This window comes from Kitasatospora sp. NPDC054795, from assembly GCF_053611565.1.
In genome coordinates this window covers 67,191-82,672 of record NZ_JBSHAP010000005.1, presented here as the reverse complement: position 1 = coordinate 82,672, position 15,482 = coordinate 67,191, and the positions used below count along the sequence as shown (strand labels likewise).

Below are 15,482 nucleotides of genomic sequence, written 5' to 3'. Positions count from 1 at the left end.
TGCCGCCGGTGGTTTGAATGGACGGATGGACTGCGTCTTCTGTGCGGTGGTGGCGGGCGAGGAGCCGGCGCACCGGGTGCTGGACGACGAGGCCGCGGTGGCCTTCCTGGACCGCCGGCCGCTGTTCCCCGGGCACGTGCTGGTCGTGCCGCGCGCCCACCACCCGACCCTGGCCGACCTGCCGGCCGCGGAGGTGGGACCGTTCTTCCTGCGGGTGCAGCGGGTGGCGACGGCCGTCGAGCGCGGGCTGGGCGCGGCGGGCAGCTTCGTCGCGGCGAACAACCGGATCAGCCAGTCGGTGCCGCACCTGCACGTCCACGTGGTGCCGCGCAATCCGAAGGACGGGCTGCGCGGGTTCTTCTGGCCGCGGCGGCGGTATCCGGACGAGGCGGGGGCGGCGGAGGTCGCGGGTCGGCTGCGGGAGGCGCTGGAGGGCTGAGGGGCGCGGCGGGTCGAGGACGTCGCCGGCGTGCGGGCCACTACCGGGCATACGTCTGCGGGAGCACCGGCGGGGGTCGATATCGTTTTCCGGGCGGACGATCCGGGCCGGTGAGGGTGTCTAGGCTCGCGACCATGAACGAACTCGCCTGCCTCGTGCAGCAGACGGCCGACCGGCTCGCGGGCCGCCACGTCGGCGCGGTGGTCGCCGGGCTGGCCGGCGGTGACGTGGAGATCCGCGGCGCCGGGCGGACCGGTCCGGGTGGTGGGGTGCCCGGGCCGCGCACCCTGTTCGAGATAGGTTCCGTCACCAAGGTGTTCACCTCGCTCGTGCTCGCGCGGCTGGCCCTCGACGGTGCGGTCCGGCTGGACGACCCGCTCGCCGAGGTGCTCACCGGGCCCTCGGGCGGTCGTGCCGTCGTCCCGGCCAAGGGCCGGGAACCGATCACCCTGCGGCACCTCGCCACCCACACCTCGGGGCTCCCCCGACTGCCCCGGGGCATGGCGCTGCAGTCGCTGCTGTCCCCCAACATGCCCGATCCGTACGCCGGTTGCACCGCCGAGCAGGTGCTCGACGGGCTCGCGCGGACGCGGCTGCGGTCCGCGCCCGGGCGTGGATTCCGCTACTCCAACCTCGGCGCGGGTCTGCTCGGCCTGGCCCTCGCGCAGCGGTCCGGCCTCGGGTACGAGGAGTTGGTGGCGCGCGAGGTCGGTGCGCCGCTGGGCCTGGCGGACACCGGTCTGCGGCCGGACGGGGAACGGTCCGCGCGCCTGGCGCACGGTCACACGCCGGGCGGCCGGCCGGTGCCGCCCTGGACCTTCGCGGCCGTGCCCGGCATGGGCGGGCTCCGCTCGACCGCCGCCGACCTGGCGGTGTTCCTGCGGGCCCAACTGGCCGCCGCGCGCGAGCCGGACGCGCCGCTGTCGCCGGCGATCGACCTCACCCGGGAGACCCGCCACCGGGTCAACCCGTTCGCCTGGACGCACCTGGGCTGGCTCGGGCACCGGCTGCGCGCCCAGCAGGGCGGGCACCTCCAGATCTGGCACAACGGGGGCACGGGCGGCTTCCGTTCCTTCGTCGCCTTCGACCCGGAGAAGCAGGTGGGCGCGGTGGTGCTGGTCAACACCCGCCGGTCGGCCGATCCGGCGGGCACGGCGCTGCTGCGCGGGCTGCAGAACGGGTTCGCGACGGCGGGGTGAGGGCGGGCCCGCCCCGTTCGCACCCCCGCTGGTGGGCGGCCCCGGCCGGGGCGCGATGATAGCGGGGCCGATTCGGGCCAAAAGGTGCCGATTGGCACTGTCGCCAGCGGCGACGAGCGGTTGATGCTGGGATCCGGCGGTCGCGGTTCCGACGGGGGATTCCGCCGAGTGAGAGGGGGTCGCCATGGCGGTGACGTGGTCGCCGACGCGCGTGCGGTCGGCCGGCGCTTCCGGTTCGGCCGGTGCGACCGGCGCTTCCCGCACCACCGGGACGAGCGGTGGTGCCGGTCGGCTCGGCCCGGTGGTGCGGGTGCACCGGAGGTGCCGGCCGCTGTCCTGGGCGGCGCGGGTGTGGCTGCACTCCTGCGGGGTGGTCGTATCCGTGGCGGTCTGCGTGGCACTCGGCGGGTGGTGGCCCTCGCCCGTGCTGGCCGCCGCCGCGGTGGTGGCGGTGAGCGGGTACGAGCGGCTGCGCCACGCGCCCGGGCTGCGCTCCGTCCGGGTCCACGAGGGCGGGCTGGTGCTGGTCCCGGCCGAGGGCGGGGAGATGTCGCTGCCCTGGAGCACCATGGAGGCCACCGAGTACTCCCCCGGCGGGCCGCGCGGGGTGCCCGAGCACGGGCGAATATGGCCGGCGGGCGCGGACGAGCCGCTGGAGCTGGCGCACCTGCGCGGCCTGGGCGCGTTGTTCCTGGAGTTGGAGGAGCGCCTCTCCCCCGGGTTCCGGGCCGCGCTGCACGAGACGCTGCGCACCGAGGGGAGCGTGCGCTTCGTCCGGGGGCGGCTGACGGTGACGGCCGGCGGGCTGGTGCACCGGCCGCCGCACCCGCTCGCCGCGACGGAGGCCCACCGGTGGGCGGAGGTGCGCTCGGCCCGGGCGTCCGGTCTCGGCGAGTTGGAGATCCGGACCCGCTCGGCCGGTCTCCCGCTGGCCCTCGCGGTGCCCAACGCCCGTGCGGCCGCGGACTTCCTGGAGGACCTCCGGGCGGCCGCAGTCGGTTGACTCCCGTCGGTCGACCGCCGTCGGGCGGGCACCCGCCCGCCCTTCCGACGCCCACCCCTAAGGGCGCCGGCAGCCCTTCCCGGAAGGGATCAGTACGCCGCTGAGCGGACGTCAGTTCCCTTGCCCACGAACTACCGTCGCCGGCATGAGCCGACTCCGTACGACCGCCGCCGCGGCGGCCCTGCTGCTCGCACTTCCGCTGTCCGTCGCCGCCGCCGTGCCGGCCCTGGCCGCGCCGCCCGTCAACTCCGGCACCACAGCCGCCGACACCGCCGCCGGCCGGGCCGACCGGGCCGCCGCCCGGATCGAACTCCCCCGCCCGACCGGGCCGTACGCGGTCGGGCAGGAGGTCCTGCACCTGGTGGACCGGACCCGTCCGGACCCGTGGGTGCCCGCCTCCGGTCCGCGTCAGCTGATGGTCTCGATGTACTACCCCGCGCACGCCGGGACGGGCACCCCCGCCCCGTACATGACGCCCGCGGCCGCCCGGGCGCTGCTGGACGGAAAGGTGGCGGGCAACACCATCCCGACCGAGGCGGTGTCCGGAGCCCGGACGTGGTCGGAGTCCGGGGCGCGCCCGCAGGGCGGCCACTACCCACTGGTGGTCCTGTCGCCCGGCTTCACCATGCCGCGCGCCACGCTCAGCGGCCTCGCCGAGGACCTGACCAGCCACGGCTACGTCGTCGCGGTGATCGACCACACCCACGAGAACACCGGGACCACCTTCCCCGACGGGCGGACGCTCCCCTGTGCGGCGTGCGGCACGGTCGTCGGCGACGAAGCCGCGGCGCGCCTGGAGGCGGGCCGGGCGAAGGACGTCTCCTTCGTCATCGACCGGCTGACCGACCGCCCGCACCCGGCCTGGCGCTACGCCCGGCTGATCGACCGCGACCGGATCGGCATGGCCGGACACTCCGCCGGTGGCGCCTCCACCGTCCCCGCCCTGCTCACCGACGACCGGATCCGGGCCGGGGTGAACATGGACGGCACCATGCACTACCTGGTGCCCGAGTCCGGCCTCGGCGGCAAGCCGTTCATGATGATCGGCCACGTGCTGGCCGACGGCGCCGAGGACCCGTCCTGGGTCACGAGCTGGGCCCGGCTGGACGGCTGGAAGCGCCTGCTGACCGTCGACGGCTCCGACCACGGCAGCTTCACCGACCTCCCGGTCTTCATCGAGGGACTCGGCCTCCCCAAGGGCCCGTACACCACCCTCGGGAGCGGGCGCGCCCTCGCGCTCACCCGGCAGTACGTCGGGGCCTTCTTCGACCTCCAGCTGAAGGGCGTCCCGCAGCCGCTGCTCGACGGGCCGAGCGCCGCCAACCCGGAGGTGCGCTTCACCTCCTGAGGGCTGTCCCCGGTCGCCGCTCCCGGGTGACAGCCGTTCCGGGCGGGGCCGTCGGCACGACGCCGACGGCCCCGTCGGCGTGCGGGCCGGCGGTCAGCCGGTCGGGGGCGCCGCCGAGGCGATCGGTTCGAGCAGCGGGTGGGGGCGGACCAGGGCGCGGGAAACCGGGTCCTCCCGGTGGGAGCCGGCGCGGGCGGGGTTGGGGCGCATGACGACCGCGGTCGGCGGGACGGGCCCGCCGCCGCAGGCGGGGCAGACGCCGACCAGGTCGAGGTCGGTGCCGCAGTCGGCGTGTGCGAAGAGGTGGTACGAGCCGCCGTGGGTGGCGTGCCGGCCACCCCAGCGGCTCAGCTGGTAGAGCGGGCCCCAGAGTTCGAGGCCGGTCCCGGTGAGCAGGTAGCCGTGGCGCAGCGGCGCCCGCTGGTACGGCTCCTTGCGCAGCACCCCGGCCGCGACCAGGGCGTTGAGGCGCGAGGTGAGGACGGCGCGCGGGATGCCGAGGTGGGCGAGGAAGTCGTTGAAACGCTGCACCCCGTAGAACGCGTCGCGCACGATCAGCAGGCTCCAGCGCTCGCCGACCACCTCCAGGGCCCGGGCCAGTGCGCACTCCTGCAGCTCGTAGTCGGTTCCCAGGGCCATGGGCGTCAGCCTAGTCCACTCCCATTGAGGGTTCAATGAACAGACTGACGATGGTAGCATGCCGCCCGAGATGAAGGTTCATTCACCAGACCAAAGGGTCCGGCCCCCCGGAGGGAACACCCATGTCCCCCGCACCACCTGGCTCCTCACCCGCCTCACCCGCCTCGACCGCCTCACCCACCGCCCCCACCGCCCCGGGCCCGCGCCTCCGGCCCGCCGCCACGCTGGCGACCACCGCGGCGGCGACCGCCCTGACCACCGTCGCGTACACCGCCCCCACCGCCTCGCTCGCCGCCACCGCCCAGGCCGCCCACCTGGGCGCCGCCGGCCGCACCTGGATCCTCACCGGCACCCTGGTCGGCATCTCCGCGCTGCTGCTCACCGCCGGAAGCGCCGCCGACGACCACGGCCGCAAGCGGGTGTTCACCTTCGGCGTGCTGCTGTTCACGGCCGCCGAGGCACTGGCCGCACTCGCCCCCGGCGGCGCCGTCTACCTGGCGTCCCGGGTGCTCCTCGGTGTCGCCTCGGCGGCCGTCCTGGCACCCGCGCTCGGCCTGATCGGCCACGCCCACCCGCCCGGGCCCGACCGGATCCGGGCACTCGGCGTCTGGGGCGCGGCGGTCGGCCTCGGCATCGCGGTCGGGCCGGTGTACGGCGCGCTGGTCCAGCAGTGGGCCGGGTGGCGCGCCGTCGGCGGCGGCATCGCGGCGGGCTCGGCCGTGGTGGCCGGCTTCGCCGTCGCCGTCCTCACCGAGTCGCGGGCCGAGCGGCCGCGGGCGCTCGACCCGTACGGGGTGCTCACCCTCGCCGCCGGCACCTCCTGCCTGATCGCCGGACTGGCCGAGGGCCGCGACGGCTGGGGGCGGCCCACCGCGGTGGCGCTGCTGACCGGCGGGGTGCTGCTGCTGGCGGCGTTCGCGGTGGTCGAGGCGAGGGTCCGGGAGCCGATGCTGGACCTCGCCCTGTTCCGCGAGCCCGGCTTCGTCGCGGCCACCGGCGGGGCGCTGTTCACCGGGCTGTCGCTGGTCGGCTTCATGAGCTACCTGCCCACCCTGCTGCAGGGCGTGCTCGGCCTGTCCGGTCCGGCCGCGGCCGGCGTGCTGGCCCTGTGGTCGGGCCTGTCGGTGGTCTCCGCGCTCCAGGCCCGCCGCCTGGCCGCCCGGCTGTCCGCCGCCACCCAGGTCTCCCTCGGCCTGCTGATCTGCGGCGCGGGCGAGCTGGGACTGTACGGGCTCGCGCCCGGCTCGTCCTGGCTGCGGCTGGTGCCGGGTCTCGCTGTTGCGGGCGTCGGCAGCGGGGTGCTCAACGCGGCCCTGGCCCGGCTGGCGATCGGCAGCGTCCCGGCGCACCGGGCGGCGATGGGCTCCGGCGCCAACAACACCTCCCGCTACCTGGGTTCGGCCCTCGGCGTGGCGGTCACGGTCGCCGTCGCCGGATCCGCCCGGCCCGGCTCGCCCGAGCCCGGGGCGGCGGCCCGCGCCCTGGCGGCGGGCGCCGACCGGGCCGTCCTGGTCGCGGCCGCCCTCTGCCTGGCCGGCGCGCTGCTCGCCCTCGCCGCCCGCGCCGCCGAAGCCCGCTCGGGCGCGGGGACGGACGCCGCACGGCCGGCCCGCCGGCCCGCCGCCCTGCGGTGACGCACCGGACGTCGGCCCAGGGCGGACGCCCCACCCACCGGACCGGGCTTCCACCGGCGCCGCCGCCCGGGCGCCACCCGGGCCGGTCGCCGGACGCCGACCCCGGACCGTGGCCGGACGTCCTCCCGGAGCGCCCCGAGCGCCGGCTGCCACGGTGAGCGGCCGCCCGGGAGCGCGTGCGAAGATGGCAGTTGCTGGTGGGAACGATCTCCGGACGGTATCTGGGACGGTTCTCTGGCCATGGTGGACCACTACGCGCAGCGCGCGGGGCAGCCTCGGCAGGACGCCCTGCTGATGGTGCCGATCGCCACTGCGCTGATCGACGCCGACGGACGCATCCTGCACTGGAGCAGTGACGCGGAGGCGCTGCTCGGACACCCGGCGCAGGAGGCGGTGGGTGCCCGGGCGGCGACCCTGCTGACCTCCGACGAGCACCGGCCGGAGGTGCTCCAGCTGTTCCGGCAGATCCTGGCGGGCCGGCCCTGGTCCGGGGTCTTCCCGGTCCGGCACCGGGACGGGCACCTGGTGGACCTGGAGTTCCGCACCCATCCGATCCTCGGCCCCGGCGGCGCCCCGATGGTGCTGGCGGTCGCCTCCGAGGTGACCACGCTGCACCGGCTCCAGGCCGACCTGGCCCTCCTCGACGGGTTCTTCACCCAGTCCCCGGTGGGCATGGCGGTGTTCGACACCGACCTGCGCTTCGTCCGGCTGAACGGGGCGCTGGCGGAAGCCAACGGCCTGAGCGTCGAAGGCCCGCTGGGCCGACGGCTCACCGAGGTGCTGCCCAGGATCAACGGCCCCGAGTCCGAGGCGGTGATGCGCCGGGTGCTGGAGAGCGGCGAGCCGGTGATGGACGACCTCGCGCACGGCCGCACCCCGGGCGACCCGAGCCACGACCACGCCTGGTCGGCCTCCTACTTCCGGCTGAGGGACCGCGGCGGCCGGGTGCTCGGGGTGTGCGCGACCGTCATCGACATCACCGAGCGGTTCCACGCCGACGCCCGGGCGGCCCGCGCCCAGGAGCGGCTGTCCTTGCTGGTGGACGCGACCGCCTCGATCGGCACCACGCTGGACCTGCGGCAGACCGCCCGGGAACTGGTCGACGCGATGGTGCCCAGGGTCGCCGACATCAGCGCGGTGTTCGGGCTGGAGGAGCTGGTGGCCGGCCGTGGCGTCGAGCCGTCCCCACCGGACTCCCCCTTGCTGGTACGGCGCCTGGCGATCGCCTCCGCCGACAGCCAGTACCCGGCCGAGGCGCTGCCGCTGGACGCCGTGTACGAGCTGCCGCCGGACTCCCCGTACGCCCGGGCGCTGACCGGCGGGCGCACGGTGGTGGTGCCGTCCTGGGAGCTGCCGGCGCTGAGCGAGCGCCTCAACGAGAGCCGCCGCCAGGCCTTCTTCGGCGACCGCCCGCGCTCGGTGCGGATCACCCCCCTGGTGGCGCGCGGCACGACGCTCGGCATGGTGGTGTACTCGCGGCGCGGCTCGCGGGAGTCCTTCGCGGCGGCCGACATCACGCTCGGCGACGAGCTGGCCTCGCGCGCCGCCGTCGCGATCGACAACGCCCGGCTGTACCTGCGCCAGCACCGGACGGTGCTGGCCCGGCAGCAGGCGCTGCGCGAGGCCAAGGCCGCGCAGGAGCGCCTGGCGCTGGTCAACGTGGCCTCCACCCGGATCGGCACCACGCTCGACCTCGCCCAGACCGCCCAGGAGCTGGCCGAGGTCGCGACGCCGAGGCTGGCCGACACGGTGGTGGTGGAGGTACTGGAGGAACTGGTCCGCGGCGAGCGCGAGGCGACCGCCCCGGTGGACGGTTCGGCGCTGCTGCGGCGGATGGCCTTCCACTCGGTGCGCGGCTCGACCCTGTCCCCGATCGACCGCGCCGGCAACCTGCACCGCTTCCTGCCCGGTTCGCCGTACGCGTGGTGCCTGGCGCACCGCAAGCCGGTGCTGGTGCCGCGGATGGACGAGGAGGGCATGGCCTGGTTCGCCGAGGACCCGGTGCGCCAGGCCGCCGTCCGGGAGCAGAACGTGCAGTCGTTCATGGTGGTCCCGCTGATCGCGCGCGGCACGCCGGTCGGCGTGGCGGGCTTCTACCGCACGCTGGTCGAGCGCCCGTACGAGGACGCCGACGTGGCGCTGGCCGGGGAGTTGGCGCTGCGGGCGGCCGTCTCGATCGACAACGCGCTGCTGTTCACCCGCGAGCGCGACGCGGCCGCCGCCCGGCAGCGGGCGCTGGACGAGGCGTGGGCCGCCCAGCAGCGGCTGTCGCTGCTGAACGAGGCCAGCAACCGGATCGGCACCACGCTCGATCTGTACCGCACGGCCCGGGAGTTGGTGGAAGTGGTGATCCCGCGCTTCGCCGACTTCGTCACCGTGGACCTGCGCGAGGCGGTGCTCAGCGGCGAGGAGCCCGGGGCCGTCCCGGCGGAGGGACCGGTGCTGATGCGGGCGGTCGCGGTCGGCGAAACCGGCTCGGACGGCGCCATGCACGAGGCCGCCGACGAGGTGGGCGAGACCTCGCAGTCGGCCGGCCTGTACGCGCAGAGCCTGCGCACCCGGCGCTCGATCCTGGTCGCCGAGGTGACCGAGGAGGAGCTGCGCCGGATCGTCGCCTCGCCCGACCGGGTGCAGCCGAGCCTGGACGCCGGGGTGCACTCGTACCTGATGGTGCCGCTGGTGGCGCGCGGACACGTGCTGGGCGGCGCGGAGTTCGTCCGCACCCGCAACCCGGCACCGTTCGGCCCGGAGGACCGCTCGCTGGCCGAGGAGCTGGCCGCCCGCACCGCGCTGGCGATCGACAACGCCCGGCTCTACCGCCGCGAGCGGGACACCGCGCTCACCCTCCAGCGCAGTCTGCTGCCGCAGGAGGTGCACCGCACCCTCGGGCTGGACCTCGCCTACCGCTACCTGCCCAGCAGCGTGGTCAGCGAGGTCGGCGGCGACTGGTTCGACGTGGTGCCGCTGTCCTCCGGGCGGGTCGCGCTGATCGTCGGCGACGTGATGGGCCACGGCATCCGGGCCGCCGCCACGATGGGCCAGCTCCGCACGGTGGCAAGGACGTTGATAACCCTGGACCTGGACCCGGCGCGGGTGCTGTACCGGCTGGACGAGGCGACCGCGACGGTCGGCGAGGGCCAGTTCGCCACCTGCGTCTGCGTGGTGTACGACCCGGTGGACCACCACTGCACCGCGGCCAGCGCCGGGCACCTGCCGCCCGTGGTCGCCGACACCGAGGGGCGGGCGCACCTGGTCGAGCTGCCGTCCGGCCTTCCGCTCGGGGTGGGCGGAGTCGCCTTCGAGAACGCCGAGTTCACCCTCCCCGAGGAGGGCATCCTCACGCTCTACACGGACGGCCTGGTCGAGCGCCGGGGCCAGGACCTGGACGAGGGGCTGGAGCTGCTCTGCCGGACCGTCGCCGACCGGCGCGACTCGCTGGAGCAGACCTGCGAGGCCGTCCTGAGTCGGCTCACCGAGACCACCGGCGAGGACGACATCGCCGTCATCATGGCGCAGGTCCGGCCGCGGGGAGCCGACCGGATCGCCACCCTCCCGCTCACCGGGGACCACGCCATGGTCGCCCACTCGCGCCGCTTCACCCGCGAAACGCTGACCGCCTGGGGGCTCGACGCGCTCGCCGACTGGGCCGAACTGCTCACCAGCGAGCTGATCACCAATGCCCTGGTGCACGCCGGATCGCCCACCCAGCTGCGGCTGTACTGCAACCGGGTGCTCACCGTCGAGGTCGCCGACCAGGAGTCCGAGGTGCCGCGGATCCGCCGTGCCCGCACCGAGGACGAGGGCGGCCGGGGCATCCACCTGGTCAACGAGCTCGCGCACCGCTGGGGCAGCCGCCGGACCAAGGACGGCAAGGTGGTCTGGTTCGAGCTGGAGCTGCCCCCGGGGACCGCCCCGCCCGCCTGAACGGCCGCCCCGCCCGCGTGGACAACGGACGGTTGTCGGGCCGCCGCCGCGGTTGTTGGCCCGGCGGGCCGCCCCGGCGGTTGTCTGGTGCCACGAGCGGGACGGCCCCGCCCGGACGAACCGCAGGAGCCCACCGTGCAGCACCCCGACGCCCGCACCGTCGTCACCGACTACGTCACCCTCCTCGCGGCGGGCGACCGCGAGGCCGCGATCGCCCTGTTCGCCGAGGACGCCACCTGGAGCTACCCGGGCGGCCTCCCGCTCTCCCGCACCTGGCACGGCAAGCAGGAGATCTTCGGGGACTTCCTCGGCCGGGTCGGTGCCCTGTTCGCCGCCGACGGCCTGCCGGTCATCACCCTCACCCACGTCCTCGCCGACGGCCCGCAGGCGGTGGCCGAGTGGACCAGCGTCGGCACGGCCGCCAACGGCGCCGCGTACGAGAACCGCTGCCTGGGGGTGTTCACCGTGACGGACGGCCTGATCACCGCCGTCCGCGAGTACCTGGACACCGACCACGTGGCCCGGACGCTGCTGGCCTGACCGCGGCCCGCCCCGCGCGGACCGCCCCTCAGGGCCTGTGAACGTCCTGGGACCCGGTCGCGGCACCGTCGGCCCAGCCCTGGGGGTCGGTCCAGGCGGCCAGCGTGCGGCGGGTCTCGAAACGGCGCTCGCGGCCGGTCAGCGGGTCGGTGAACTCGACGGTCGAGGCGAGCAGCTGCAGCGGGCCGCGGAAGTCGTCCGGGGCCGGCTCGGGCAGCACCACCGGATAGACCGGGTCACCGAGGATCGGCAGTCCGAGGCCGCACATGTGCAGCCGCAGCTGGTGGGTGCGCCCGCTCAGCGGCCGCAGCCGGTAGCGGGCCAGGCCGTCACGGCGCTCCAGCAGGTCGATCCGGCTCTCGCTGTTCGGCGGGGCGTCGATCTCCCGCGCGGCGATCACCCCGCGCTCCTTGACGATGTGGCTGCGTACGGTGCGCGGCAGGCTCAGCTCCGGGTCGTACGCGGCGATCGCCCGGTACTCCTTGCGCACCAGGCGGTCCCGGAACAGCGTCTGGTAGGCGCCGCGGTCCTCCGGGCGGACGACGAACATGGCCAGGCCCGCGGTGAGCCGGTCCAGGCGGTGGGCGGGGCTGAGCGCGGGCAGGTCGAGGCTGTGCCGCAGCCGGGACAGCGCCGTCTCGGCCACGTGCCGGCCGCGCGGGGTGGTGGCCAGGAAGTGCGGTTTGTCGACGACCACCAGGTGCTCGTCGCGGTGCAGCACGACCAGCTCGAAGGGGACGCGCACCTCCTCGGGCCGGTCCCGGTGGAACCAGAGGTGGGCGCCGGGGCGGAACGGCTCCGCCGGGGCGACGGGGCCGTGCTCGCCGACGATCTCGCCGTCCCGCAGGGCCGCGTCGATCCGCTCGGCCGGGACGGCGGGCAGCCGGTCCACCAGGTGGTCCCGCACCGTCGACCAGGGGCCTTCGAGCGGCAGCCGGAGGTGCACCGGGTCCACGCCGTGGCGCTGCGGGAGGGGGGAGGCCGGTCGGCGGCTCTTGCGTCTCATCTCCCGGCCCAGCGTAGTGCGCGCCGGCGCGCGTCCCGCGGCCGAGGTGCTGACCCGGGGCCGGGCAGGGACAGTGGACCGGAGGCCCTCGTTCCGCCGGGGGCCTCCGACCGTACGCCGGGCGGCCGGCGGACCGGGGTGCGGCCGGACCCGCCCCGGCCGGACCCGACCCGACCCGATCCGACCGACCTGCACACCGGCCGGCCGGACCACCCCCGGGATCGACCCGCCGGACCGACCGACCGGCACCACTGGAGGACGCGTGACCGCCGACGGCCCGGACGGGGTGCCGCCGCTGCACCTGCCGAGGCGGACCCGGCTGCTGCTCTACGGCGCGCTCCTGCTGCTGGTCGCCGCCGTCGTGGCCGCACTCGCGATCGGGCCCGGAACCACCCTGGCCCCGCTGCTCGCGGTGGCCCCGGTGCTGGCCGGCGCGACCACCCGGCGGGCCCGGGTGCCGCTGCTGGTCGGTGCGGTGGCGCTGCTCACCGTCGGGCTGCTGGAGTCGGCCAACGCGCAGCTGCCGCTCTCGGTCCGGATCAGCGTGCAGGTCACCGTCCTGGCCTCGACCCTGGCCAGCGCCGCCAGTGTCGTCCTGGTGGCGGCCCGCGAGCGGGAGCTGTTCCAGGTCCGGACGGTGGCCGAGGCGGCGCAGCGGGCCCTGCTGCGCCCGCCGCCGGAGCGGATCGGGCCGTTGCGCGTGGCGGTGCGGTACGTGGCGGCGGCCGCCGAGGCGCGGATCGGCGGGGACCTGTACGCCGTGGTGGAGACCCGCTTCGGGGTGCGCATCCTGCTCGGGGACGTCCAGGGGCACGGACTGCCGGCGGTGGAGACGGCGGCGGACGTCCTCGGGGTGTTCCGGGAGGCCGCCCGGACCGAACCCGATCCCGGCCGGCTCGCCGAGCGGCTGGACGCGGCGCTCGCCGCCCGGCCGTCGGACGAGGGGCGGTTCGCCACCGCGCTGCTGCTCGACGTGGCGGCGGACCGGGGGCCGGTGCGGCTGGTGAACTGCGGCCACCCGCCCCCGCTGCTGCGCCGGGCGGGCCGGGTGAGCGAGCTGGAGCCGCCGTTCCCGGCGCCGCCGCTGGGGCTGCTCGGGCTCACCGGCGGCGGGTACCCGGACCGGCGCTTCGAGCCGGAGCCGGGTGACGTCCTGCTCCTGCACACCGACGGGGTGTCGGAGGCCCGGGACGCCGGGGGCCGGTTCTACCCGATCGCGGAGCGGCTGCCCGGCCTGCACGGCGGCTCGCCGGCGGACCTGCTGGACGCGGTGCTGGAGGACGTCGGCGACTGGGTCGGGGCCACCGGGCTGGCCGACGACGCGGCGGTGCTGGCGATCCGCTGGGAGCCGTGACCGGGCCGCACCGGCGGCTCCGGCGGCTCCGGCGAGCGGCCCGGACGCGATTGTCAGTGGGGTGTGCAAGGCTCGGTTCGCGGTCGGCAGGGAGCCGGCCGCCCCAGCAGTGGACGGTCGACGAGGGGACGGTGCCATGGGGAACAGGGCGAGCGGGTCGTTCGAGCTCACCGCGTTCGAGCCGGTGGAGACGGAGGAGCGGGAGGGCGCGGCCTTCGGGCGGGTCCGGATCGCCAAGACCTTCACGGGCGGGCTGAGCGGGGCGAGCGAGGTGCGGATGCTCTCCGTCACGGGCCCCTCCGGCAGCCCGGCCTCGTATGTCGCTGTGGAGCACGTGACGGGTGAACTGGACGGGCGCGCGGGCTCGTTCGTGCTCCAGCACACGGCCTGGGACACCACCGGCACGACGATACGCGTGGTGCCGGGCACGGGCACGGGCGAGCTGTCCGGGATCACCGGGGAGTTCCGGCTGACCGTCGACGGGTCCGGCGCCCACACCTACGTCCTGGAGTACGAGCTGGGCTGACGCCGGCCGCGCGCGCCACGGCCGGCCGCCCAGTTGTCCGGCTGACCGGCTGACCGGCTGACCGGCCCGTCATAGGACGGGCTGGCCCGCTTCCAGCCGCCGGATCGCGGCCCGGACCGCGGTCGCGAAGCTCCAGAACAGCGGCAGGGTGTTGGCCGCCCGCTCGGCGCGGGTGTTCTTGCCCGGGGCGAACATCGCGGCCCGCAGCTCGGTGGTCATCTCCAGCTGGGCGCCCATCCCGAGCAGGCTGCGGTTGCAGATGTTCTCCGGGGAGATGCCCGCGATCTCCTCCTCGCCGGAGGCGGTCACCGCCCGGATGCCCGCCGCCGCGAACTCCTCCATCAGGTACTGGCGGAGGGTGGCGTTCAGGCCGCCGACCAGCACGGCCTGGGCACCGGCCTCCAGTCCGGCCTGGGCGGCGGTGCAGCCGTGCAGCGACACCACGTTGAGGCTGCCGCCGCACATCGCCCGGGCCACGCCGTCGTCGCAGTGGGTCGAGGTGACGTGCAGCTCGCTGTTGTTGGAGGAGCGCAGGCCCTCGAACATCCAGAAGTCGTGCGTCGGCCCGGCGGCCGGGGTCGGCGCGAGGTCGGCCGGGTGGTAGCCGGCGACGGCCAGGCAGAGTTCGGAGGTGCCGACCTCGATGCCTCCGCCGTGCGGGGCGATGACGGCGGTCCGGACGACGGACGTGCGGCCCTGCAGGCTCTGGTCGTCCATCAGGTGCCGGCGGTAGCGGCGGCCGTAGTCCACGCCCTCGACCACGGTCGGGCTGGCGTAGAGGGCCGTGTTGGAGGGGTACAGGTCGGCGGCGGCGCTCGCGGGGGTGCTTCCCACGACGGCACCGAGGGTGCCGAGGGCCGGGGCCGCGGCGAACGCGGCGATGAGGGTTCGTCGGTTGATCACGGCAGGGATGATGGCAGGAGGTGGGGGATCGGCAAAGCCCCTGCGATGCCATGACCGAATAGGTGCCATGCCATGGACGGAATCAGCCTGATCGTGTGACACCGGCTCGACGGGCTCGTGCTGCGTCCACCGGGCACCCGTCCACGCTGTCACGATGATGCGATCAGTGCACGATCGGCATCGGAGGGTGGCGCATGCCCGGCACGGCGGTGGATCGTACGACGGCAGCGGCGGCGCGGGCGGCCACGAGGACGGCCGCGGTCGGGCGGGTGATCGACCGGCTGCGGCGGATCGGGGCGGGGCTGCCCCCGGCCGACGGGGTGGCGGTCTTCAACCGGATCTACCTCACCGTGACGCAGGCGGTCCGCGACCGGCTGGACCGCGGGTGCTTCGTCGACCCGCGGGCGACGGCCGAGCTGGACGTGGTGTTCGCCGGGCACTACCTGCGGGCCGTGGCCGCCGACGCGGCCGGACGGGAGCCGCCCGCCTGCTGGCGGCCGCTGTTCGCGCTGCGCGCCCACCCGGGAGTGCACCCGCTGCAGTTCGCACTGGCCGGGATGAACGCCCACATCCAGCACGACCTGCCGCTGGCCGTCGTGGACACCTGCCGCCGCCGGGGCTGCGAGCCCGCCGCCGTCGAGGAGGACTACCACCGGATCAACCGGGTGCTGGCCGAGGTGGAGACGGCCGTCCGGGAGCAGCTGATGCCCGGGCCCGACCTGCTGGAGCTCGCCGAGCCGCTCCCTCACCTGCTCGGCGTCTGGTCGGTCGGGGCCGCCCGGGAGGGCGCCTGGAGCTCCGTGGAGGCGCTGTGGGAGCTGCGGTACCTGCCGGGCGCGGCCCGGGCCTTCGCCGCCGCGCTGGACGGTTCGGTCGGACTGCTCGGCCGCGCCCTGCTGCTCCCGCTCGGAGCACTGCTCCCACCCGGGCCGGACGGGTTGCCGGGCGCCGGGCCGGGCAGCGGACC

At 75.8% G+C, this 15,482-nt stretch carries 12 protein-coding genes and 1 pseudogene; 10 read left to right on the top strand and 3 right to left on the bottom strand.

Annotated elements, in window-relative coordinates:
• Positions 1-25 precede the first annotated feature (25 nt).
• The 4 genes from ACWGJO_RS03175 to ACWGJO_RS03160 all read left to right on the top strand — a co-directional run bounded on the left by ACWGJO_RS03175 (position 26) and on the right by ACWGJO_RS03160 (position 3,989).
• Positions 26-439: an HIT family protein gene (locus tag ACWGJO_RS03175; protein ID WP_452181883.1), complete on the top strand. Its 414-nt coding sequence runs from the start codon at positions 26-28 to the stop codon at positions 437-439.
• A 134-nt stretch (positions 440-573) separates the two neighbouring features.
• Entirely contained in the window at positions 574-1,638 is a 1,065-nt protein-coding gene (locus ACWGJO_RS03170; RefSeq protein ID WP_452181882.1) for a serine hydrolase domain-containing protein, read from the top strand.
• A gap of 370 nt (positions 1,639-2,008) precedes the next feature.
• On the top strand, positions 2,009-2,641 hold the full coding sequence (locus ACWGJO_RS03165; protein ID WP_452181881.1) for a hypothetical protein: 633 nt from the start codon (positions 2,009-2,011) through the stop codon (positions 2,639-2,641).
• A gap of 145 nt (positions 2,642-2,786) precedes the next feature.
• Positions 2,787-3,989 (top strand): alpha/beta hydrolase family protein, encoded by a 1,203-nt coding sequence (locus ACWGJO_RS03160; RefSeq protein WP_452181880.1) that lies wholly within the window; start codon positions 2,787-2,789, stop codon positions 3,987-3,989.
• 93 nt (positions 3,990-4,082) lie between these two features.
• Here ACWGJO_RS03160 and ACWGJO_RS03155 read toward each other — a convergent pair whose 3' ends face one another.
• Complete coding sequence (locus ACWGJO_RS03155; protein WP_452181879.1) at positions 4,083-4,628, bottom strand: winged helix-turn-helix transcriptional regulator; 546 nt, start codon at positions 4,626-4,628, stop codon at positions 4,083-4,085.
• A 122-nt stretch (positions 4,629-4,750) separates the two neighbouring features.
• Between ACWGJO_RS03155 and ACWGJO_RS03150 the strand changes: the two genes are divergently transcribed.
• The 3 genes from ACWGJO_RS03150 (at position 4,751) to ACWGJO_RS03140 (ending at position 10,726) form a co-directional block, all read left to right on the top strand.
• Positions 4,751-6,262 (top strand): MFS transporter, encoded by a 1,512-nt coding sequence (locus ACWGJO_RS03150; protein ID WP_452181878.1) that lies wholly within the window; start codon positions 4,751-4,753, stop codon positions 6,260-6,262.
• A gap of 240 nt (positions 6,263-6,502) precedes the next feature.
• Positions 6,503-10,186: a SpoIIE family protein phosphatase gene (locus tag ACWGJO_RS03145; protein ID WP_452181877.1), complete on the top strand. Its 3,684-nt coding sequence runs from the start codon at positions 6,503-6,505 to the stop codon at positions 10,184-10,186.
• A 135-nt stretch (positions 10,187-10,321) separates the two neighbouring features.
• Positions 10,322-10,726, top strand: a complete 405-nt coding sequence (locus ACWGJO_RS03140) for a nuclear transport factor 2 family protein (protein ID WP_452181876.1) — start codon at positions 10,322-10,324, stop codon at positions 10,724-10,726.
• Between the two features lie 28 nt (positions 10,727-10,754).
• Here the strand turns inward: ACWGJO_RS03140 and ACWGJO_RS03135 are convergent, their stop codons facing one another.
• The gene (locus ACWGJO_RS03135; RefSeq protein ID WP_452181875.1) at positions 10,755-11,732 is read right to left on the bottom strand and encodes a pseudouridine synthase; all 978 of its coding nucleotides are present in this window, start codon (positions 11,730-11,732) and stop codon (positions 10,755-10,757) included.
• A 262-nt stretch (positions 11,733-11,994) separates the two neighbouring features.
• Here ACWGJO_RS03135 and ACWGJO_RS03130 point away from each other — a divergent pair, with 262 nt between their 5' ends.
• Entirely contained in the window at positions 11,995-13,086 is a 1,092-nt protein-coding gene (locus ACWGJO_RS03130) for a PP2C family protein-serine/threonine phosphatase (protein ID WP_452181873.1), read from the top strand.
• A gap of 136 nt (positions 13,087-13,222) precedes the next feature.
• Positions 13,223-13,612, top strand: coding sequence for a DUF3224 domain-containing protein (locus ACWGJO_RS03125; RefSeq protein ID WP_452181871.1), 390 nt, complete (start codon positions 13,223-13,225; stop codon positions 13,610-13,612).
• A 69-nt stretch (positions 13,613-13,681) separates the two neighbouring features.
• Here the strand turns inward: ACWGJO_RS03125 and ACWGJO_RS03120 are convergent, their stop codons facing one another.
• Positions 13,682-14,512 carry a poly-gamma-glutamate hydrolase family protein gene (locus tag ACWGJO_RS03120; RefSeq protein ID WP_452181937.1) on the bottom strand — a complete coding sequence of 277 codons (831 nt, stop codon included), beginning with the start codon at positions 14,510-14,512 and terminating at the stop codon, positions 13,682-13,684.
• Between the two features lie 197 nt (positions 14,513-14,709).
• Here ACWGJO_RS03120 and ACWGJO_RS03115 point away from each other — a divergent pair.
• Positions 14,710-15,423 (top strand): annotated as a pseudogene (locus ACWGJO_RS03115) (DUF5995 family protein); the annotation flags it as partial.
• Positions 15,424-15,482 lie beyond the last annotated feature (59 nt).